The 22,551-nt window shown below is 50.8% G+C and carries 18 protein-coding genes and 1 riboswitch; of the genes, 14 read left to right on the forward strand and 4 right to left on the reverse strand.

All coding sequences use genetic code 11. From position 1 onward, the window contains the following. Window positions 1-44 precede the first annotated feature (44 nt). Window positions 45-518: a preQ(1) synthase gene (queF, locus tag ACTHSX_RS04320; RefSeq protein WP_003748427.1), complete on the reverse strand. Its 474-nt coding sequence runs from the start codon at window positions 516-518 to the stop codon at window positions 45-47. Window positions 519-521: 3 nt separating this feature from the next. Beyond that, window positions 522-566: riboswitch (PreQ1 riboswitch) on the reverse strand. Between the two features lie 148 nt (window positions 567-714). Here queF and rfaQ point away from each other — a divergent pair. Next, the gene (gene rfaQ, locus ACTHSX_RS04325; protein WP_308538508.1) at window positions 715-1,797 is read left to right on the forward strand and encodes a putative lipopolysaccharide heptosyltransferase III; all 1,083 of its coding nucleotides are present in this window, start codon (window positions 715-717) and stop codon (window positions 1,795-1,797) included. A 6-nt stretch (window positions 1,798-1,803) separates the two neighbouring features. Here the strand turns inward: rfaQ and ACTHSX_RS04330 are convergent, their stop codons facing one another. Further along, entirely contained in the window at window positions 1,804-2,784 is a 981-nt protein-coding gene (locus tag ACTHSX_RS04330) for a hypothetical protein (protein WP_049321988.1), read from the reverse strand. A gap of 362 nt (window positions 2,785-3,146) precedes the next feature. Here ACTHSX_RS04330 and ACTHSX_RS04335 point away from each other — a divergent pair, with 362 nt between their 5' ends. After that, on the forward strand, window positions 3,147-4,442 hold the full coding sequence (locus ACTHSX_RS04335) for a M23 family metallopeptidase (protein ID WP_049321990.1): 1,296 nt from the start codon (window positions 3,147-3,149) through the stop codon (window positions 4,440-4,442). A 92-nt stretch (window positions 4,443-4,534) separates the two neighbouring features. Continuing rightward, window positions 4,535-5,755 carry a nicotinate phosphoribosyltransferase gene (pncB, locus tag ACTHSX_RS04340; RefSeq protein WP_440376913.1) on the forward strand — a complete coding sequence of 407 codons (1,221 nt, stop codon included), beginning with the start codon at window positions 4,535-4,537 and terminating at the stop codon, window positions 5,753-5,755. A 40-nt stretch (window positions 5,756-5,795) separates the two neighbouring features. Here pncB and mtgA read toward each other — a convergent pair whose 3' ends face one another. Next, the gene (gene mtgA / locus ACTHSX_RS04345; RefSeq protein WP_003684244.1) at window positions 5,796-6,497 is read right to left on the reverse strand and encodes a monofunctional biosynthetic peptidoglycan transglycosylase; all 702 of its coding nucleotides are present in this window, start codon (window positions 6,495-6,497) and stop codon (window positions 5,796-5,798) included. A gap of 2 nt (window positions 6,498-6,499) precedes the next feature. Further along, complete coding sequence (aroE, locus tag ACTHSX_RS04350; RefSeq protein ID WP_188208683.1) at window positions 6,500-7,309, reverse strand: shikimate dehydrogenase; 810 nt, start codon at window positions 7,307-7,309, stop codon at window positions 6,500-6,502. A gap of 197 nt (window positions 7,310-7,506) precedes the next feature. Here aroE and glnA point away from each other — a divergent pair, with 197 nt between their 5' ends. From glnA to ACTHSX_RS04405, 11 genes are all read left to right on the forward strand, one after another. Next, complete coding sequence (glnA, locus tag ACTHSX_RS04355) at window positions 7,507-8,925, forward strand: type I glutamate--ammonia ligase (RefSeq protein ID WP_188208682.1); 1,419 nt, start codon at window positions 7,507-7,509, stop codon at window positions 8,923-8,925. A gap of 374 nt (window positions 8,926-9,299) precedes the next feature. Then, window positions 9,300-9,950, forward strand: coding sequence for a site-2 protease family protein (locus ACTHSX_RS04360; protein WP_049328871.1), 651 nt, complete (start codon window positions 9,300-9,302; stop codon window positions 9,948-9,950). Window positions 9,951-10,081: 131 nt separating this feature from the next. Further along, window positions 10,082-11,086, forward strand: coding sequence for a tRNA dihydrouridine synthase DusB (gene dusB / locus ACTHSX_RS04365; protein ID WP_440376914.1), 1,005 nt, complete (start codon window positions 10,082-10,084; stop codon window positions 11,084-11,086). A gap of 69 nt (window positions 11,087-11,155) precedes the next feature. Beyond that, the gene (locus ACTHSX_RS04370) at window positions 11,156-11,395 is read left to right on the forward strand and encodes a Fis family transcriptional regulator (RefSeq protein ID WP_003684241.1); all 240 of its coding nucleotides are present in this window, start codon (window positions 11,156-11,158) and stop codon (window positions 11,393-11,395) included. Window positions 11,396-11,438: 43 nt separating this feature from the next. Beyond that, window positions 11,439-12,173: a glutamine amidotransferase-related protein gene (locus ACTHSX_RS04375; protein ID WP_440376915.1), complete on the forward strand. Its 735-nt coding sequence runs from the start codon at window positions 11,439-11,441 to the stop codon at window positions 12,171-12,173. A 74-nt stretch (window positions 12,174-12,247) separates the two neighbouring features. Beyond that, the gene (locus ACTHSX_RS04380; RefSeq protein ID WP_314592032.1) at window positions 12,248-13,123 is read left to right on the forward strand and encodes a DMT family transporter; all 876 of its coding nucleotides are present in this window, start codon (window positions 12,248-12,250) and stop codon (window positions 13,121-13,123) included. A gap of 66 nt (window positions 13,124-13,189) precedes the next feature. After that, window positions 13,190-14,008, forward strand: coding sequence for a hypothetical protein (locus tag ACTHSX_RS04385; protein ID WP_440376916.1), 819 nt, complete (start codon window positions 13,190-13,192; stop codon window positions 14,006-14,008). Between the two features lie 108 nt (window positions 14,009-14,116). Beyond that, window positions 14,117-15,286 (forward strand): chloride channel protein, encoded by a 1,170-nt coding sequence (locus tag ACTHSX_RS04390; RefSeq protein ID WP_440376926.1) that lies wholly within the window; start codon window positions 14,117-14,119, stop codon window positions 15,284-15,286. A 162-nt stretch (window positions 15,287-15,448) separates the two neighbouring features. Next, complete coding sequence (gene purH, locus ACTHSX_RS04395) at window positions 15,449-17,029, forward strand: bifunctional phosphoribosylaminoimidazolecarboxamide formyltransferase/IMP cyclohydrolase (RefSeq protein ID WP_188211782.1); 1,581 nt, start codon at window positions 15,449-15,451, stop codon at window positions 17,027-17,029. Window positions 17,030-17,229: 200 nt separating this feature from the next. After that, window positions 17,230-17,358 carry a hypothetical protein gene (locus ACTHSX_RS04400; protein WP_256388401.1) on the forward strand — a complete coding sequence of 43 codons (129 nt, stop codon included), beginning with the start codon at window positions 17,230-17,232 and terminating at the stop codon, window positions 17,356-17,358. Window positions 17,359-18,124: 766 nt separating this feature from the next. After that, window positions 18,125-22,551: collagen-flanked surface repeat-containing protein (locus ACTHSX_RS04405; protein ID WP_440379654.1), on the forward strand; the 4,427-nt coding region annotated here is incomplete at its 3' end.

Consider the following 22,551-nt stretch of genomic DNA (forward strand, 5'->3'; position numbering starts at 1 on the left):
AGAAATTCTTGCCATGAAAAGGGCGTTAGGCCGTCTGAACAGGGTTATTGTGCATCGTGCTCAAACAGGCGTTTGCGTGCCAAAGCTTCAAACTCTGTGCCTGCTTTGCCGTAGTTGGCAAACGGATGAATGGCGATGCCGCCGCGCGGTGTGAATTCGCCGAATACTTCGATGTATTTTGGATCCATCAGGGCGATGAGGTCTTTCATGATGATGTTGACGCAGTCTTCATGGAAGTCGCCGTGGTTGCGGAAGCTGAAGAGATAGAGTTTCAGTGATTTGCTTTCCACCATTTTGATATGGGGGATGTAGCGGATGTAGATGGTGGCAAAGTCGGGCTGGCCGGTCATCGGGCAGAGGCTGGTGAACTCGGGGCAGACGAATTTGACGAAATAGTCGTTGTCGGGATGTTTGTTGTCGAACGCTTCCAAAATTTCAGGCGCGTATTCGCTCGGGTATTGGGTTTTTTGGTTGCCCAAAAGGGAGATGCCTTGCAGCTCTTCGTTGTTGCGGGACATGAGGTTTCCTTAGTTTTTTAATGTGGGAGGTTTTCGAACCACGGGGTGCGGATTGTAATATAAATTGAATAGCTTGTGCGGATTTTATAGCGATGAATCAGCAAGATAGGTTTCAGACGGCCTGTTTTGTATTTTATGAAACCTGTTTTCCGCTTTACAATAGCAGCCAATCAACAGGCCGTCTGAAAGTATTTGTATGTCTTTAGCCCAACCCAAACGTATTCTGATCATCAAATTGCGCCATCATGGCGATGTGCTTTTGAGCACGCCGGTGGTCGATGCGCTGAAAACCCATTTCCCCGATTGCGAAATCGATATGCTGGTGTATGCCGGTACGGGACAGCTGATTGCCGATAATCCGCAGATTGCGCAGATTTTTACCATTGATCGAAATTGGAAGAAGCTGGGCGTATTCAAGCAGTTGGCGTGTGAGAAAAACCTTTTGTCTAAGCTGAAGGCACGCGATTACGACTGGGCCTTCAATCTGTCCGATCAATGGCGCGCGGCAATAATCGCCAAACTGTGTGCTCGTTGCAGCGTGGGTTTGGACTGCATTAAGCGCGACGGTTTTTGGTGGCGTTTCTGTCATGATTTTATCAACCATGAGCTTGATCCCAGCCATCATATCGTTGAAAACCAATTGAATATCCTTGCGCCGCTTATCCAGCCTGAAGACGTCGCCGATGCGAAGGTACGCCTTTGGGTAGCACAAGATGCAAGGGAAAGCATGCAGCAGAAATTGCGTGAGCAGGGGTGGAGCGGTGAAGATTATGTGTTACTGCACCCGGGTGCGCGTTGGCATTTCAAATGTTGGGAAGACGGCAAAAACGCCGCCATCGTACAACTTCTGCTCAACAGCGGACAGAATGTCGTATTGACTGCTTCTCCCGACACTGTCGAACAATACATGCTTCAGGAAATTATAGGCCGTCTGAATATTCCGGAAGGCAGAAAAGTATATGTGTTGTCCGGATGTTTGAGCCTGCGTGAATTGGCGGCGGCCATTGAGGGCGCCAAGCTGTTTGTCGGTGTCGATTCCGCACCGATGCACATCGCTGCAGCTTTGGATAAACCGCAAATCGCTTTGTTTGGCGCGTCATGGGTGGATAAATGGCGTCCGTATTCCGAGCAGGCGGAAGTCATTTATGCCGGCGATTATGCCGAACTGCCTCACCCCGACAGCATCGATACCAACGATCCGACCCGTTTGTTGAAAGCGATTCCGTTGCAGGATGTGTGGGACAAAATTTCGGCCAAATTGGAGGCGTTGGAGGCTTAAAACCGCTTACCACGATCCGTTAAACGTTTTAGCTTTGCGCCAAAACGCCCATTTTGAACGGCGGCCGATTTCCAGCGTGCCGCCGTTTTCGCCGTCTGTGGCAATGCACACGGTTTTCAGACGGCCTGAATCAAGAGCGTCCCATAAAGGCGCAAACCAACGGGTTTCCCAGCTTTCCAAAATATCTTTGTATGCCCAAACATCGCCTGTCTGTAAGGTGGAAACCAAGTCGTCCAAAAAGATAAGGCCGTCTGAAACCGTGTTGCCTGTTTCTTGAACCATCTCAAACCAAGCCTTCAAATCATACGGCGCATCGAGTTTGGGCGTATCTGAAAAACGCGCCCATGCGCTGTCTGAAGCGACAATATCCGCAGACTGTGTACCGTTCGCATCGTTCCACAGCCACAAACCGTTGATTTCCGGCAATCCTTGTTGTTCACGCGCTTGGTTAATCGGATGCGTGTGGAGAAACATTTGGATTTCCGTCTGCATGGCCAACCAAGACACCGCATCTTGGCCGTGCGCCTGACCGTCCATTTCCGGCTGCCCGCACACATCCAAAACACATTCCGCGCCCCAATCTTCTATCGTCGGCATACTGAGCAGCCACATGCTTTCGCAAAGCGGCTCGAATTGCCAATCTTTATCTTGATAAAACGCCGACAAATCCGCACATAACCGTTGCGCCTCCTCTTTTTGGATGCCGATAAACTCGCCGCTGATAATGTTGACATGGTGCATGCCCATCTGTTGCCAAACCGGAGAGGCAAAAGCGGCCGCGCGTTTTTGGCTTGTGTGGCGTAAACGTTGCACTTGGGCAATGAGGCTGCCGTTCCACAAATGGCGTCCGTAAAATTCAGACGGCCTGAGTGTTTCTTTGCGTAATGTGCCATAACGCAAAAGACGGTTAAAAGCAGGTAAGGCAAGCTCAGGGACGGATTCGTCGGCAAAGCGGTTGAGCGAGGGGAGGGCGAGGGTCAGCTTCATAAGCGCAAATAGATAGAAAAACCGTTATTTTACGCGACAAATGATGCGTTTCGGAACCTTGCCCTCACGTACTCAAAAAGAGCCGTTCAGACGGCCGGTTTGGAAAAAACGGGCTGCCATGCTAAAATGCGTGGCGTAAATTTCAGAAAAACAGGGTGTAAATCAACACAATAGCCCTGATAATAACGTCAATCTCAAACACGACCTCATTCATTCCGAATGAAAACCTGATTTTCAGATCGGAAAAAAGACTCAAAGTCCTTTATCCCCAAAACTGTTTAAACCAGCAGGCGGTCGCAGCAGGCCGGATGTGCCGGCATTCTGCAAACCTCAAAAACAGACCGCCCCATTAAGGATAACGCGTGATTAAAAACAAATATTCCACTCGATTCAAAGCAACCCTCTTAGCGTTTCTGCTGCCGACTTCGGGCATCATGACCGCATACGCCATTACCGACCCTCAACCTGCACAAACCGATTTCAAAGTCGAGCGTATTTCCGAAGAGCTGCCTGCCGTTTATGTGGAAACCAATACCTACCAATCCAGCTATTGGGCGCAAGAAGCCGTCCAAGCCGGCGACTCTTTGGCAGACGTTTTGACGCGCATGGGTGTCAACCAAGAAGACATCAAGCAAATCATGGCGAAAAACAATGCCAACCTCGACATGAAAAACCTGCGGACCAACCAATCCGTCAACATCCGCATCGATTCTTCAGGCCAAGTGACCGACGTTCAATTCTTTACCGATGAAGAATTGGAACGCAACTTGGTCGCTTTGGAAAAAGTCAAAGGCAAATGGCGCATCTCCAATGCCGAAATCGACATGAAAACCATGCCGACCCTGCGCTCCGTGCAAATTCGCACTTCCGCCATCGGCGATATGCTCCGTGCCGAAATCCCTTCCGAAGTGTATATCCAGCTCAAAGAAATCTTTGCCGACTCGTTTAATATGAGCGATTTGAAAGAAGGCGATACCGTGCGTCTTTTGTACAACAGCATGTATTTCCGCGGCCAACAAATGGCGGTCGGCGATATTTTGGCGGCTGAAGTGGTTAAAGACGGCAAAACCTACCAAGCCTATTATTACAGCCAAGGCAAAGGCGACGAAGAAAGCGGCAGCTACTACGACCAAAACGGTAAGTCCCTGCAACAAAAAGAAGGCTTTAATACCGAGCCTGTTGCATACACGCGCATTTCTTCCCCGTTTGGCTACCGTGTCCATCCGGTTTTGCATACCGTTCGTATGCACACCGGTATCGACTATGCCGCGCCGACCGGTACGCCTATTAAGGCTGCTGCCGACGGCGAAGTGATTTTCAAAGGTTGGAAAGGCGGCTACGGCAATACCGTGATGATCCGACATGCCAACGGTGTGGAAACCCTGTACGGTCACATGAGCGCGTTCAGCCCTGCCGACGGCAGAGTCCGCGCCGGCGAAGTGATTGGTTTTGTCGGTACAACCGGCCGTTCGACCGGCCCGCACCTGCACTACGAAGCACGCGTCAACGGCCAGCCGGTCAACCCGACTACCGTCGCCCTGCCGACGCCGAAATTGACCCCGACCAATATGGCCGCGTTCCGCAAACAGCAAAAAGATGCCAGCACGATGTTGTCTACCATCCGCTCTTTGCCGGTTTCCGTAGCGCAGCTGGATTAATAAGATAAAGGCCGTCTGAATAAGGTTTCTTTCAGACGGCCTTTCCCATTAAAATTGATACCTCAACGCCCACGTTTACTCAGAGAAAACTTATGTCTGCTTATCAGCCCATTATCCAATCCCTGCTTGATACCGACCTGTACAAATTCACCATGCTGCAAGTCGTGTTGCACCAATTCCCGCAAACCCACAGCCTCTACGAATTCCGCTGCCGCAACAAAGAGATGGTGTATCCGCTGGCCGATATTCAAGAAGACTTGGAACGCGAGCTCAACGCCCTGTGCCAGCTGCGCTTTACCCATGACGAACTCGACTATCTGCGCAGCCTGCGCTTTATCAAAAGCGACTTTGTCGATTATCTCGAACTTTTCCAGCTCCAACGCCGCTTTGTCCAAGTCAGCCCTGATGACCAAGGCCGTTTGAACATCCGCATCGAAGGCCCGATGATACAGGCGATGTTCTTCGAGATTTTCATTCTTGCCATCGTCAACGAACTCTATTTCCGACGCTTGGAAACGCCTGCCGTCATCGAAGAAGGCGAGCGCCGTTTGCAGGCCAAAGCACAACAGCTGAAAGAAATTGCAGCTACACAAAATCCGAATGATCCGCCGTTCCTTATTTCCGATTTCGGCACGCGCCGCCGCTATACCCTCGCATGGCAGGAACACGTTATCCGCACCTTGCTGGAAGCCGCTCCCGACATTGTACGCGGTACCAGCAACGTTTATCTCGCCAAAAAAATCGGCATCACACCCATCGGCACCATGGCGCATGAGTTCCTCCAAGCCTTCCAAGCCTTGGACGTACGTTTGCGCAATTTCCAAAAAGCCGCTCTGGAAAGCTGGGTACACGAATACCGCGGCGACCTCGGTATTGCCCTGACCGACGTGGTCGGCATGGATGCCTTCTTGCGCGACTTCGACCTCTACTTCGCCAAACTCTTCGACGGCCTGCGCCACGACAGCGGCGATCCTTATGTTTGGGGCGACAAAGCCTACGAGCATTACAAAAAACTCAAAATCGACAGCCGCACCAAAATGCTGACCTTTTCAGACGGCCTCGATATTGAGCGTTCATGGGCGTTGCACCAATACTTCAAAGACCGTTTCAAAACCAGTTTCGGTATCGGTACCAACCTGACCAATGATTTGGGACACACGCCTTTGAACATTGTCTTGAAGCTTGTCGAGTGTAACGGCCAATCTGTTGCCAAGCTCTCCGACTCCCCGGGCAAAACCATGACCACCAACAACACCTTCCTCGCTTACCTGCGTCAAGTGTTTGATGTACCGGAGCCGGAAGAGAAAGCCTAAAAAACAAAGGCCGTCTGAAATGTTCAGACGGCCTTTTTAATTAATCCATATCGCTTTCAGGTAATTCTGCCGAACCCATGCGGCGTAAGATGATATTGGTTTTGTTGTGCATTCGTTTGCTCTTAGGGTGGTCTGCGTAAAACAGCGGAGCCGGAACGCGTGCCGTGAGTTTGGCGGCTTGTTGGCGGGTGAGGGCGGAGGCAGGTTTCTTGTAGAAATACTGGGATGCCGCTTCCGCGCCGAATACGCCGTAGTGCCATTCGATTGAGTTCAGATACAGCTCAAAAATGCGGTCTTTGTCGGTAACGGCTTCCATCATTGCGGTAATTGCCGCTTCTTCGCCTTTGCGGATGTAGCTGCGGCTTTCGTTGAGAAACAGGTTTTTCGCCAGTTGCTGGCTGATGGTCGAACCGCCGGCTTTGACTTCGCCGCTTTGCTTATTGCGTTTCATGGCGTATTTGATGCCGTTCCAGTCAAAGCCGCTGTGTTCGGCAAAGTTGGCGTCTTCGGAAGCAATCAGGGCTTTTTTGAGGTTGACGGAAATTTGGTCGTAAGGCACCCAGCGGTAATCCAGCTCGACATCGCGGCCTTCTTTTGCAAATTGGCTCATGCGCATGGACATAAAAGCGGTTTTGCTGGGCGCGACGGCGCGGTAGGTAATGATGTTGCCGTACACATAAGCGTTGAAGAAAATGAAGATGCCGATGGGCAGGGCAATCAGCCATTTGATGATGCGGAACATGGTTACAGGGCTTTCATGTATTCGATAACGGGGCGGATATCGGGCGTAAATCCGCGCCAAATATGGTAAGAAGCGGCAGCCTGACCGACCAGCATACCCAGGCCGTCTGAAACTTCGGCCGCGCCGTTGCTTTGGGCAAAGTTCAAAAACGCCTGCGCCGCTTCGCCGTAAACCATATCGTAGGCAAGGCGGCAGTTGCGGAAAATTTCAGGGCTGACGGCAGGAAGCTGACCGCTCAAGCCGCCGGATGTGCCGTTGATGATGATATCAAAACCGCCGTTCAAATCCGCCATCGGGACAGCTTCAATGCCGAAAAGCTGCGCCAATTCCTCGGCTTTGGCATGGGTACGGTTGGCAATGACGATACGGGCAGGGCGGTGTTCTTTCAAAACCGGAATCACGCCGCGCACCGCGCCGCCTGCGCCCAAAAGCAAAATGGTTTTGCCCTCGATGGCAATATTTTTAACCTGCGTGATGTCGTTGGCCAAACCGATACCGTCAGTGTTGTCGCCACGTATTCTGCCGTCTTCCAACCACACCAGCGTATTGACCGCGCCGGCAGCCAAAGCGCGGTCGGAATGCTTGTCCGCCAGCGCAAAAGCTTCCTGTTTGAACGGAACGGTTACATTCGCACCTTGCCCACCCTCAGCACGAAACGCCGCAACAGCCTCGGCAAAACCGCCGATTTCGGCACAAATGCGCCCATATTCGATGGCCGCACCTTCCTGCAGCGCAAACTGCTGATGGATTTGCGGCGATTTACTGTGTGCAACAGGGTTGCCGAAAACGGCGTAACGCGGGGTGTTGTTCATAAAACGGGTCTGAAAAAACAAAAGAAAAGAGTGCTTATTATAGCGGTCTTTATGTTAAGAAAGCGTAATGTAAAATTGTTGACAATTAAACAGTCTGAAACTATATTTCATTGCGTAAAAACGGGTGCCCTGATGTATTTCAGACGGCCTTACCGTGGTAGAATAACAACTTAAACCTATTCCCTCAGGAGCTGAAGATGTCCATCAAAGACGCTGTAAAACTGATTGAAGAAAGCGAAGCCCGCTTCGTAGATTTGCGCTTTACCGATACCAAAGGCAAGCAGCACCACTTTACCATCCCCGCCCGCATCGTCCTCGACGATCCCGAAGAATGGTTCGAAAACGGTCAAGCGTTTGACGGTTCGTCCATCGGCGGTTGGAAAGGTATTCAGGCTTCCGATATGCAGTTGCGTCCCGATGCGGCTACAGCCTTCGTCGATCCTTTCTACGACGATACCACTGTTGTCTTTACCTGCGACGTTATCGATCCGGCTGACGGCCAAGGCTATGACCGCGACCCTCGCTCTATTGCACGCCGCGCCGAAGCCTATTTGAAATCTTCCGGCATCGGCGACACCGCCTATTTCGGCCCCGAGCCTGAATTTTTCGTTTTTGACGGCGTAGAATTTGAAACCGATATGCACAAAACCCGTTACGAAATCACTTCCGAAAGCGGCGCATGGTCAAGCGGCCTGCATTTGGACGGTCAAAACACCGGCCACCGCCCGACCGTCAAAGGCGGTTACGCACCTGTTGCGCCGATTGACTGCGGTCAAGACCTGCGCTCTGCCATGGTCAATGTTTTGGAAGAACTCGGCATCGAAGTGGAAGTCCATCACTCTGAAGTCGGTACCGGCAGCCAAATGGAAATCGGCACCCGTTTCGCCACTTTGGTTAAACGCGCCGACCAAACCCAAGACATGAAATATGTGATTCAAAACGTTGCCCACAATTTCGGCAAAACCGCTACATTTATGCCCAAACCCATCATGGGCGACAACGGCAGCGGTATGCACGTTCACCAATCCATTTGGAAAGACGGTCAAAACCTGTTCTCAGGCGACGGCTATGCCGGTTTGTCCGATACCGCCCTTTATTATATCGGCGGCATCATCAAACATGCCAAAGCCCTGAACGCGATTACCAATCCGTCCACCAACTCCTACAAACGCCTCGTGCCGCACTTTGAAGCGCCGACCAAACTGGCATATTCCGCCAAAAACCGTTCCGCTTCCATCCGCATTCCGTCTGTGAACAGCAGCAAAGCACGCCGTATCGAAGCGCGTTTCCCTGATCCGACCGCCAACCCATACTTGGCATTTGCCGCTTTGTTGATGGCCGGTTTGGACGGTATTCAAAACAAAATCCATCCGGGCGACCCTGCCGATAAAAACCTGTACGACCTGCCACCGGAAGAAGATGCATTGGTGCCAACCGTTTGCGCTTCTTTGGAAGAAGCACTGGCAGCCCTCAAAGCCGACCACGAATTCCTCCTGCGCGGCGGCGTGTTCAGCAAAGACTGGATCGACAGCTACATCGCCTTTAAAGAGGAAGATGTCCGCCGTATCCGCATGGCACCGCATCCGCTGGAATTTGAAATGTATTACAGCCTGTAAAACAGCTGAGGCATTTTAAATAGGAAATCAAAGGCCGTCTGAAACTGGATTGAAGTTTCAGACGGCCTTTAGGCTTGAAATAGATAGGACGCTCGAATTGGGTATGATAGCAAGAAGCAATGAATCATGCCGTTTGAAAGCCTTTATGGAATTGGTACTGCGTGTTAAATTTCAGCATGACAGGCCTTTTATTAAAGATATTCGCCATTACTTTATAGTGAACCAGTCTTCAAATTTAATCCGCAAGGTAAGGGCATTACTTGGAAAGAGCTGAAAGAGTTTTTCAGTTCGAATAAAAAAGAAGACGATTAAAGCCTCAGGCCGTCTGAAAGGATATTTTTTGTTTTCAGACGGCATGTTTGATAAGGAAAACCATGTTTGCAAATTTTGATTTAGGTGTATTTCTGCTGGCAGTATTGCCCGTGTTGTTGGCCATTACCGTGCGCGAAGTGGCACGCGGTTATACGGCGCGGTATTGGGGCGACCATACCGGCGAGCAGTTCGGGCGTTTGACCCTCAATCCGCTGCCGCACATCGACCCTGTCGGTACGATTGTCGTGCCGCTGGTGTGTCTGATGATAGGCAGTTTTCTGTTCGGCTGGGCGCGTCCTATGCCCATCGATTCGCGCAATTTCCGCGATCCGCGCCGTGCGTGGCGTTGGGTGTCGATTTCAGGTCCGATTGCCAATCTGATTTTGGCGTTCTTTTGGGGCTTTGTCGTCGTATTTTCTGCGTATGTGCCTGAGTCTTATCAAGCGCCATTGGTGCAGATGGCCGGTTACGGTGTGATGGTGAACTCGATTTGGGTCGCGTTCAGCCTGATTCCGATTTTGCCTTGGGACGGCGGTATTTTTATCGATACCTTCCTTAACGCCAAACAGTCCATGCAGTTCCGTAAAATCGAGCCATACGGCACATGGATTATCCTGATTCTGTTGTTTACCGGCCTGCTGGCCAAACTGATTTGGCCGATTATCGCCATGATTCAGGCCGCAGTGCAGATGGTTGTCATGCTGTTTATTTAAATATTGTGGCTGAAAAGGCCGTCTGAAACTTAGTTTCAGACGGCCTTTTTCATTGTGCAACATGTAAATACGATTGGAAAAGTTGCTTAAAAATTGTACAATTTCAGCCCTTTCAATTTGGCGCACACATCATGCACATCGGCGGCTATTTCATTGACAACCCCATCGCACTTGCTCCCATGGCAGGCATTACGGACAAACCGTTCCGCCGGATTTGCCGCGAGTTTGGCGCAGGGTGGGCGGTATGCGAAATGCTGACCAGCGATCCGAGCTTGCGCCATACCAAAAAAACCTTGCGCCGCAGCGATTTTGAAGGCGAGGGCGGAGTTGTGGCCGTGCAGATTGCCGGCAGTGATCCGAAGCAGATGGCGGAAGCTGCGCGTTACAACGTCGGCTTGGGCGCGCAGGTGATTGACATCAATATGGGCTGCCCGGCCAAAAAAGTCTGCAATGTGCAGGCAGGCAGCGCATTGATGCAAAACGAGCCTTTGGTTGCCGAAATCTTGGAAGCCGTTATCAACGCGGTGGACGTACCCGTTACCCTCAAAACCCGTTTGGGCTGGCATGACGAACATCAAAACTTGCCGACCATCGCCAAAATTGCCGAAGAATCAGGCATTGCAGCCCTTGCCATCCACGGTCGCACGCGCACGCAGATGTACAAAGGCGAAGCGCGTTATGAACTGATTGCCGAAACCAAAGGCCGTCTGAACATCCCCGTTTGGGTCAACGGCGATATTACTTCGCCGCAAAAAGCTGCCGCCGTCCTCAAACAAACCGCTGCCGACGGCATCATGATAGGGCGCGGCGCACAAGGCAGGCCGTGGCTTTTCCGTGATTTAAAACATTATGCCGAACACGGCGTTTTACCGCAGGCCTTGAGCTTGGCAGAATGCAATGCCACCATTTTGAACCACATCCGCGCCATGCACGAATTTTATGGCGAAGTGGCCGGCGTACGCATCGCCCGCAAACACATCGGCTGGTACATCGACGAAATGCCCGACGGCGAACAAACACGCCGAGAAATCAACCGCTTGGACAGCGTCGCAGCACAATACGATACCCTTGCCGCCTATCTTGAGACGCTTTCAGAGAAAACCGACCGTTGGGTATGCCACTATCGGGAAGGCTGAAGAGTTTCAGACGGCCTCATCATCTAAAAACAAATCTATTTAAAAACAAATCCAAAGAAAGACATCACGATGAATCAAACGACTACTGACATTGCGCAATGTATTGAACAAAACTTACGACAATACTTCAAAGACTTGGATGGTACGGAACCTTGCGGTGTGTACGATATGGTGTTGCACCAAGTCGAAAAGCCGATGCTTGCCTGCGTGATGGAGCAATGCGGCGGCAACCAGTCTAAAGCTGCCGTTATTTTGGGTTTGAACCGCAATACCTTGCGTAAAAAATTACAACAGCACGGTATGCTGTAATACTGCAGGGCAACCCGTCCTGACGGTCGAAGGAGAAATAACAATGCAAAATCCGAATAAATTAAATATCCATTTCATCTTGCACGAGGCATTTGAAGTGCCGGGAGCATATTTGAAATGGGCGCAATGGCGCGGACATAACATCAGTGTAACCAAAGTGTACGAAAGGGAAGCTCTGCCTGATAATGTGGACGATATAGATTTTTTGATTGTGATGGGTGGGCCGCAATCGCCTGATGAAGACAGACAGACATTCCCGTATTACGACCCCAAATCTGAGCTGCGCCTGATGTGTCAGGCGATGGCGGCGGATAAATATATTGTCGGCGTGTGTTTGGGTGCGCAGCTTTTATCCGTTGCCTACGGTGCGCGCCACACGCGCAGCCCTGAGCGTGAAATCGGCATTTATCCGATTGAGCTGACGGCGGAAGGTTTGGCGGATGCCCATGTTTCCCTGTTGGGCAAAACCCTGAATACCGGCCATTGGCACGGCGATATGCCCGGTTTGACGAATGAGGCGGTTGTGTTGGCAACCAGCAAAGGCTGTCCGCGCCAGATTATCCGTTTTGCGCCCAAACATTATGCATTCCAAGCACATTTGGAGTTTGACCGCGAAGCCGTCGGAATGCTGATTGCGGCGGACGGGCGCGAAAATGTGGCCGAACAAAGTCAAGCCCAAACTTATGTCCAACATCCGGATAAAATCGAAGCGGCGGATTTCAGTGAAATGAATGCCAAACTCTTCGACTTTTTGGATTCACTGACACAATCAAAATAAAAACAGCTTGAAAAGGCTTCAGGCCGTCTGAAAACCAGAGAAGAAACGATTAATTTTTTGCCATGAATTGAACCATGCTTTACCAAATACTCGCACTGTTAATCTGGGGCAGCTCGTTTATCGCTGCCAAGTATTCCTACGAGATGCTCGACCCGACGCTGATGGTTGAAGCGCGGTTGTTGATTGCCGCGTTGATGGTGCTGCCGTCGTGCCGCCGTCATTTGGGCAGGATTCCGCGGAGCGAGTGGAAGCCGTTGTTGTGGATTTCCTTTGTCAACTACGTTGTCGTTTTGATGCTCCAGTTTATCGGTTTGAAATATACATCCGCTGCCAGCGCGGTTACCATGGTGGGGCTGGAGCCTTTGCTGGTGGTCTTTGTCGGTCATTTCTTCTTTAACGACAAAGCCAAACTTTACCACTGGATTTGCTGCGCGGTGGCGTTTGCCGGCGTGGGCATGATGGTAATGGGCGGTGCAGAAGAGGGCGGTACGATTGACTGGTTCGGCTGTCTGCTGATTTTGCTTGCGGGATTGGGTTTTGCAGGCGTGATACGTCCGAGCCAGCAGATGATTGCCCGTATCGGCGCGCCCGCATTTACCGCGGCTTCCATGGCCGTGGCGGCGGTGTTGTGCCTGCCGTTTTCGCTGGTGTTGGCAGACAGCTATCAAATCAACTGGTCATGGGGCGGTACGCTGTCGATTTTGTATATGGGGATCGGTTGCAGCTGGCTTGCCTATCTGTTGTGGAACAAAGGCATGAACAAAGTCCCTGCCAACGTCTCCGGCCTGCTGATTTCGCTTGAGCCAGTCATCGGCGTTATCATGGCGGTGTTAATTTTGGGTGAACATTTAAGTGCCATGTCGGCGATGGGCATTACCGTCGTTATTGCGTCCACTTTTGTCGCCGGTATGTTGGCGCGTGTCAGCAACAAACACAAAAAGGCCGTCTGAAAACGGTTTCAGACGGCCTGAAGTAAGCAGTATCTTTTTTCAATAAAACATTTTGGGAAAATTTCTATGAAACGCATTATCTCCCTGCTTTTGCTTGCCTGCCCTATCTTGGCGTCGGCTGCACCCGATAACGACAAAGCCGCCGTACAGGCCGTCATTGCCAAGTATTACAACCGACCGCTTGCCGCGCACAAATGCCAGCTCGTCAAGCCGCCGAAAGACAGCGAGACAGCATCTGACAATATTATGTATTGCATGAAACCCGTTGCCGACCATACCGTAACGCGCAACGGCACGCCTACGCGCTATGTGTTGTACACAGGTTTTGCCTACGATATGGAACAAAAAGTAAAGCAAGATGCCCATGCTTCTTCGGGTCTGGCGGAATTGTTTGTTTTGGAAAAAGCAGACGGTAAGTGGGCAATCAAACAACATGGAAGCGATGAAATCGGTGCATGGGGGGATGTGCCGGAGAATAAGGATTGGCGGTTTGTCCAGATGGGTGAGCAAAACTGGGGCTACACTGTCGAATCAGGTTATACAGGTCAGGGTGAAACGACAACCGGAGAAAATTTCCTGTTTACCGATAATAGCAACCGTGTCCGTAAAAGCTTAATTATCAACGGTAACGATAACGGCGCATATTTTGGCGATTGCGATGAATATAAAGGGCGCGAAAAACGAAACTGCAAAGACAGATATACCAGCCTGGAAGCCAAAATTGCTTTTGACAAAAGTCGTCCTGCCGTATCCGGCGTGTGGGCGTTGACTGCAAAACTCAGCGGCGTATCAGGAAAGAAAAATTATAAAAATCAAAAATATATTTTCCCTTATAACGGCAAAACCCACGTCGCCCCCAAAAACTATCCCTTAGGCGGACAATAGTTCCCTTGAAAAACGCTTTTATCAAACCATTACTACCTCAAGTCAAATCCCGTGAAAGAAACGCATAAACTCTGGGCTGCCCTCATCATTACCGGCATTATCGGCGGCATGGTCGGCATTGTACTAACCGAAATCATGCATACGATTCAACATCTTGCCTATGGTTACGGTTCAGACGGCCTATACGTTTCTTTCAGGGAGGGCGTATCGCAGGCAAGTCCAGAGCGACGTATCGGCGTGATGGCCTTTTGCGGCGTGGTGGTCGGCTTGGGGTGGTGGTTGCTCAAACGCTACGGCAGACCGCAACCGAGCATTAAAGCCGTGGTTAAAAATCCGCTTGCCGGTTTTCCATTTTTTGAAACCGTCAGCCATGCCCTGTTGCAAATCATTACCGTCGGGCTTGGCTCGCCGCTCGGCCGCGAAGTTGCACCGCGCGAAATGACTGCTGCCTTTGCTTCAGTAGGCGTCAACCGTTTCGGGTTGAGCGAAGACGACGCAAGGCTGGTCATCGCTTGCGCCTCAGGTGCAGGTTTGGCGGCCGTGTATAACGTGCCGCTCGCCTCCACACTTTTCATCCTCGAAGCCATGCTTGGCTTATGGACGCAGCAAGCAGTCGCCGCCGCATTGCTGACTTCAGTCATCGCCACCGCCGTCGCACGCATCGGCTTGGGCGACGTACAGCAATATCATCCGGCCAACCTTTCCATCAACACATCATTACTTTGGTTTTCCGCCATCATCGGCCCGATACTGGGCGCAACCGCCGTCTTTTTCCAGCGCACCGCCCAAAAATTCCCCTTCATCAAGCGCGACAACATCAAAATCATTCCCTTGGCCGTCTGTATGTTTGCACTTATCGGCGTGATTTCCGTTTGGTTTCCCGAAATTTTGGGCAATGGCAAAGCAGGCAACCAACTGACCTTTGGCGGATTGACCGACTGGCAACACAGCCTTGAGCTGACCGCCGTCAAATGGCTGGTCGTCTTGATGGCGCTGGCGGCAGGCGCATACGGCGGCCTGATTACCCCGTCCATGATGCTCGGCAGTACCATCGCCTTTGCCGCCGCAGCCGCGTGGAATACTTTCTTTCCTGCCATGTCGTCCGAAAGTGCGGCCGTTGTCGGCGCTGCCGTTTTCCTCGGCGTTTCCCTCAAAATGCCCCTGACGGCCATCGTCTTTATTTTAGAACTCACCTACGCCCCCGTTGCCTTACTCATGCCCTTATGCGCAGGCATGGCAGGCGCAGTATGCGTAGCGAAGAAAATGGGATTTAAATAGTCAAAAACATCAGGCCGTCTGAAACCGAGTTTCAGACGGCCTTTTACAATAAAATTGTCAACAATATCTATAAAAACCTACTGCCAAAAAGACGAAAATAGCGGATAATACCGCCCTGAAAATTCATCCCATATCGATTAAACCTTCAACAAAGGAAATCCCATGCCTTCCATCAAACGCGCCCTGATCAGCCTGTCCGACAAGACAGGCGCAGTCGAATTTGCCCAAACCCTGACCAAGCTCGGTGTAGAAATCCTTTCTACCGGTGGTACAGCAAAGCTCTTGGCTGATGCAGGCGTTCCCGTTATCGAAGTTGCCGACTATACCGGTTTTCCCGAAATGCTCGACGGCCGCGTGAAAACCCTGCATCCGAAAATCCACGGCGGCATCCTCGGCCGTCGCGATTTGGACGAACACGTCGCTAAGATGGAAGAACACGGCATCGGCAATATCGATTTAGTGTGCGTCAATCTTTATCCCTTCGCCGCTACCATCGCCAAACCAAACTGCACACTGGAAGATGCGATTGAAAACATCGACATCGGCGGCCCGACCATGGTGCGCTCTGCCGCGAAAAACTGGAAACACGTCGCCATCGTTACCGACACCGCCGATTTCCCGGCCATCGCAGCCGAACTCGAAGCCAACAACGGCGCATTGAGTGACAAAACCCGTTTCAACCTTTCACGCAAAGCATTCAGCCATACCGCCCAATACGACGGCATGATTTCCAACTACCTGACCTCGCTTTCAGACGACGTCTTGAGCGGTCAGCCTCAAATCGGCGAATTCCCAAGCCAGTTCAACCAAAGCTGGATTAAAGTGCAAGACATGCGCTACGGCGAAAATCCGCACCAACGCGCCGCGTTCTACCGCGATATTTACCCTGCCGCAGGCAGCCTTTCCGCCTACAAACAGCTCCAAGGCAAAGAATTGTCGTACAACAACATCGCCGATGCCGATGCCGCTTGGGAAGCAGTCAAATCCTTCGACGCGCCCGCCTGCGTGATCGTGAAACACGCTAACCCGTGCGGCGTTGCCGTTGCAGCCGATACATTGACCGCCTACAAACTCGCCTACGCTACCGACACCACCAGCGCATTCGGCGGCATCATCGCCTTCAACCGCGAAGTGGACGGCGCAACCGTCAAACAGATTACCGACAATCAGTTTATGGAAGTCCTCATGGCGCCGAAGTTCACCGCCGAAGCCCTCGAAATCGCCGCCGCCAAGAAAAACGTGCGCGTATTGGAAGTGCCGCTTGAGGCAGGCGCGAACCGCTTTGAACTCAAACGCGTCGGCGGCGGATTATTGGTACAAACCCCCGACATCCACCGCCTCAACCGCGCCGATTTAAAAGTCGTCTCCAAACGCCAACCGACCGAGCAAGAATGGAACGACCTGATGTTTGTCTGGAACGTCGCAAAATACGTCAAATCCAACGCCATCGTTTTCGGCAAAGGCGGTCAAACCTACGGCATCGGCGCAGGCCAAATGAGCCGCGTGGACAGCACCCGCATCGCCGCCCGCAAAGCGCAAGATGCCAATCTCGACCTCAACGGCGCATGTGCCGCTTCCGATGCCTTCTTCCCATTCCGCGACGGCGTAGACGTCATCGCCGAGCAGGGCATTAAAGCCATCATCCATCCCGCAGGCTCCATGCGCGACCAAGAAGTCTTTGACGCAGCGGACGAACACGGCATCGCCATGGTCGTAACCGGCATCCGCCATTTCCGCCACTAATAAGCTAATATAAAATAAAGGCCGTCTGAAAACAAAGTTTCAATATCATGAAACCCGTTTTCAGACGGCCTTCTTTAATCATCAAACAATTTAGCGGCCTAACTGCAAATCAGGATAAAGCAACCAAGCCCCAGCCAGCCCGATTCATGCAGCAACACAACGCCACACAAGTCTAAAACCAACCCACTCAGAGAAAAAACATGAAACACATCCTCCTCATTCTCACCCTCGCCACACTCACCGCCTGCGCCTCCAGCCATACCGGCGGTTACGGCTATGCCGGCAACAACGGCGCTTCCGCAGGTGTAACCCAAACGTTCCGTTGGTAAGGCCGTCTGAAAAAACAACACAGTTTTCTACAATAGAAAACAAATAAATCCCAAACGTAAAGGCAAGTTTTACACTTGCCTGTTTAACGCTGTCCATCGGCTCAATAGTGCATAAATTCGTATCATTTGTTCACTATTTATATGTTAGGAAACGTCAAAGGCCGTCTGAAACAGGCGATACAAACCCGTTACACGTTTCAAACCGATCTTCAATACAAATTTCATTAATTCTCTAAATAAAAGCCCGCGTTTAAATCTATCACTAAAGAAACTATTCAAATCATATATTATTTAGTAATCATTATTGTTTGAGAATAAAAAAGTAAAATCAAATAGCTAGAAAAGCCGTTTAAAAAAAGCAACAAGTAAATTTAACGGGCATGACCGTTGAGGCCGAAAAAGTAACACTTTATCGGAAGAGTTGATTTACGAAACCAAACGCATATAAAATTTGGATAAGGATTCCGAATGCATTGATAGAAGCTGACAAAAAGTGACTTGTTAAGAAACAAGCTGACAAAAAACGGCACATCGTTTCCCAAACTTCACAAGCTTCCCAAAATGTATCAGCATAAAATCCCATAAAACAGGCTTTTAGCTGTTATTCGGCCGAGTGGAGACTTTTGGCACGGGAATTGCATACAGGAGATTACGGCATGAAACCGCATAAAGGGGAGACTCTGAAATGCGGCAAATGTGTGGACAGGCGGTTTACAGCCGAGCAACACGTCCCAAAAGAAATCAAACCCCTTACAGGAAAATCGATATGAATAAAGTCTTTAAAGTTATTTGGAACCACGCGACCCAGACATGGACCGCGGTTTCCGAAATCAGCCATGCGCACGGCAAAAAATCCGCTTCTGACAAGCGTAAAGCCGTAGCTGCTGCGGTGGTTGCTGCAGGTGCTTTGATGGCATCTAGCGGAGTAGAGGCCGCTGTAAGATTGGGAGGTAGTGCAGTAGACATTACTCCTGATGGTACTTACAACGGTTCTAACAGAAACGTTGGTGTCAACTCTGTTGTAGTGGGTTATCAAAATACTGCCAGCAGTCAAGATGGCACTATCGCTTACGGTGCGAACAATACTGCGACTGCAAACGCAGCATTGGCAGTAGGTAATAACAATATCGCAACCGGCGGTGCATCGACTGCAATGGGTGTAAGCTCTGTTGCAAGTGGTGAAGCTTCTGTTGCAATCGGTAATGTAGCCCAAGCAACTCAAATTCGTGCGACTGCAGTAGGTAACCGTGCAACTGCTACTCAAGACTCCGCAAGTGCATTCGGTAACCGTGCAAATGCTGGTGCACAATTTGCAACAGCTATTGGTGATAACTCCAATGCAAATGCTGCTGCAGTTGCTGTAGGTACGCATGCAAACGCTGAAAAACAAGATTCTATCGCTATTGGTAACAACGCTCATGGTGCTTGGACCAATGCTATTGCTGTCGGTAAAGATACTGTGGCAAGCCAAGACCACGCGATTGCAGCAGGTACTAGCGCAAATGCGTCAGGTATTCAAGCTGTCGGCGTTGGTTCATATACAAAAGCAGAAGGTAATCTGACAGTTGCAGTTGGTCCATATGCGCAAGCCAATAAAGAAGCTGCAATTGCTGTAGGTTCTAACGCTACTGCTGCTCAGTCTAACTCTATTGCTGTGGGTCAAACTGCCACTGCGTCTAACAATAACTCCATTGCTGTCGGTACTAAATCAGTTTCTAGAGGTGATAACGCAATTGGTGTCGGTGCTTATGCTGAATCAACTGCTCACCGTGCTACCGCTATCGGCGTGTTGTCTCAAGCTAATGGCACAGGCTCATTTGCTGGTGGTGCATCTGCTCAAGCAACAGGTGAAAATTCTGTAGCTATTGGCGGTGCGATGGATGGTAATTTCGGTAATAAAGCAGGTTCTGCTGCTAAAGCAATCGGTAACAACTCTATCGCTTTGGGTACTCAATCTAAAGCTGCTGGCAATAACTCTATCGCTCAAGGTAACGGTGCAACTGCTAAGCAAGCTGCTGACGTTGCCGTAGGTCATTCTGCTACAGCTGACGGTACTTCTACTGGCGCTGATGGCGACGGCGTAGTAAATAATGCCGGTTCGGCAATGGCAATCGGTACAGAAGCTCAAGCAACCGGTATCGTAGCAACAGCCATCGGTGAGCGCTCTAAAGCTCTGGCAAACGGCGCGGTAGCATTGGGTGGCGACGCTCAAGCCAAACAAGGTTCTGACGTAGCAATCGGTCGTGGTTCCGTAGCTGACGGTACTTCTGCTGCAGCATTCGGTCCTGCTGCTACAGCAACTGGTAAATACTCAGTAGCTTTGGGCGTACAAAGTAACGCTGCTTCTAAACAAGCAATTGCATTGGGCCGTGGTGCTCAAGCTAATGGCGGTGAATATGCAACTGCTCTGGGTAACGGTGCTCAAGCAACAGCTAAAAACACTCTGGCTTTGGGTACTGAAGCTAAATCTACTATCGAAAACAGCGTAGCTCTGGGTAACGGTTCTACAACCAGCAACTTCGTACCTACTAACACTGCTACTGTTGGCAGCTACACTTACAGCGGCTTCGCAGGTGCAACCAGCGGTTTGGGCAATGGCGCAGTATTGTCTGTAGGTTCTGCAGGTAAAGAACGTCAAATTCAAAACGTTGCCGCAGGCCGTATCTCTGCAACTTCTACCGATGCAATCAACGGCTCTCAATTGTACGCTGTTGCAAATCGCATCGAAAACCTGAATCCATTTGTATTCTCAGGCCACAATGGTAGCGGTAGCTCACCTGCTGAAGGTACTTACAAATACGATCCTAAATCAAATGCCAATAACACCCTGAAACTGATCGCCGGTAACGGTTTGACAATGACCTCAAACGGCACTAACGAATACACCCTGAGCGTAATTGGTGGTGGTTCTACTGGTGCTACCGGCGCAACTGGTGCTAAAGGCGATACAGGTGCAACTGGTCCTAAAGGCGATACAGGTGCAACTGGTCCTAAAGGCGATACAGGTGCAACTGGTCCTAAAGGCGCAGATGGTACCAACTACACTATTGAAGTTGAAGATGATAACGAAAACGGTACCCATACCATCACTATTACCGATCAAAGTAATGGCTCAGTCACTACTACCATCGTAAAAGACGGTAAAAACGGTAAAGATGGTAAAGACGGCGCTACTGGCGCTAAAGGTGACACTGGTGCTACTGGCGCTAAAGGCGACACTGGTGCTACCGGTGCTAAAGGCGACACTGGTGCTACCGGTGCTAAAGGCGACACTGGTGCTACCGGTGCTAAAGGCGATACTGGTGCTACCGGTGCTAAAGGCGATACCGGTGCTACCGGTGCTAAAGGCGATACCGGTGCTACCGGTGCTAAAGGCGATACCGGTGCTACTGGCGCTAAAGGCGACAAAGGTGATACCGGCACTACTGGCGCTAAAGGCGACACTGGTGCTACTGGCGCTAAAGGCGATACTGGTGCTACCGGTGCTAAAGGCGACACTGGTGCTACCGGCGCTAAAGGCGACACTGGTGCTACTGGCGCTAAAGGCGATACCGGTGCTACCGGCGCTAAAGGCGATACCGGTGCTACCGGTGCTAAAGGCGATACCGGTGCTACCGGTGCTAAAGGCGATACTGGTGCTACCGGTGCTAAAGGCGATACTGGTGCTACTGGCGCTAAAGGCGACAAAGGTGATACCGGCGCTACTGGCGCTAAAGGCGACACTGGTGCTACTGGCGCTAAAGGCGATACTGGTGCTACCGGTGCTAAAGGCGATACTGGTGCTACCGGTGCTAAAGGCGACACTGGTGCTACTGGCGCTAAAGGCGACAAAGGTGATACCGGCGCTACTGGCGCTAAAGGCGACACTGGTGCTACTGGCGCTAAAGGCGACAAAGGTGATACCGGCGCTACTGGCGACAAAGGCGAAAAAGGTGATACCGGCGCAACTGGCGCTAAAGGCGACAAAGGTGATACCGGCGCTACTGGCGCTAAAGGTGATACTGGTGCTACTGGCGCTAAAGGCGACAAAGGTGATACCGGCGCTACTGGCGCTAAAGGCGACAAAGGTGATACCGGCGCTACTGGCGCTAAAGGTGACACTGGTGCTACTGGCGCTAAAGGCGACAAAGGTGAAAAAGGTGGCAGCATCACAGGTGAAGTTGTAGATAATGGTGACGGTACCCATACAATCACTATTACTGATCTTGAAACTGGTTCAGTCACTACTACTATCGTTAAAGATGGTAAAGACGGTGTAGACGGTAAAAACGCCAAAGCCGAAGTTAAAGACAACGGCGACGGCACTCACACTGTAACCATCACTGATGGCGAAGGTAATACCACTACTACCATCGTTAAAGATGGTAAGAACGCTGAAGCCGAAGTTAAAGACAACGGCAACGGTACTCATACTGTAACCATCAAAGACGGTAACGGTAATACCACTACTACCATCGTTAAAGACGGTGCAACTGGCGCTACCGGTGCAACTGGTGCCAAAGGTGATACTGGTGCAGACGGTAAGAACGCTAAAGCCGAAGTTAAAGACAACGGTGACGGTACTCACACAGTAACTGTTGTTGACGGTGACGGTAATACTACTTCTACCATCGTTAAAGACGGTAAGAACGCTGAAGCCGAAGTTAAAGACAACGGTAACGGCACTCACACTGTAACCGTCAAAGACGGTAACGGTAACACTACTACTACCATCGTTAAAGACGGTGCAACTGGCGCTACCGGTGCAACTGGTGCTACCGGTGCAACTGGTGCCAAAGGTGATACTGGTGCAGACGGTAAGAACGCTAAAGCCAACGTTAAAGACAACGGTGACGGTACTCACACAGTAACTGTTGTTGACGGTGACGGTAATACTACTTCTACCATCGTTAAAGACGGTAAGAACGCTGAAGCCGAAGTTAAAGACAACGGCAACGGTACTCATACTGTAACCATCAAAGACGGTAACGGTAATACCACTACTACCATCGTTAAAGACGGTGCAACTGGTGCCAAAGGTGATACCGGTGCAGACGGTAAGAACGCTAAAGCCGAAGTTAAAGACAACGGCAACGGCACTCACACCGTAACCATCACTGACGGTGACGGTAATACCACTACTACCATCGTTAAAGACGGTGCAGACGGTAAGAATGCTAAAGCCGAAGTTAAAGACAACGGCAACGGCACTCA

Origin of the sequence: Neisseria sp. P0014.S002 (assembly GCF_051958295.1) — a bacterium.
In the GTDB taxonomy this organism is placed as follows: Bacteria; Pseudomonadota; Gammaproteobacteria; order Burkholderiales; family Neisseriaceae; genus Neisseria; species Neisseria flavescens_B.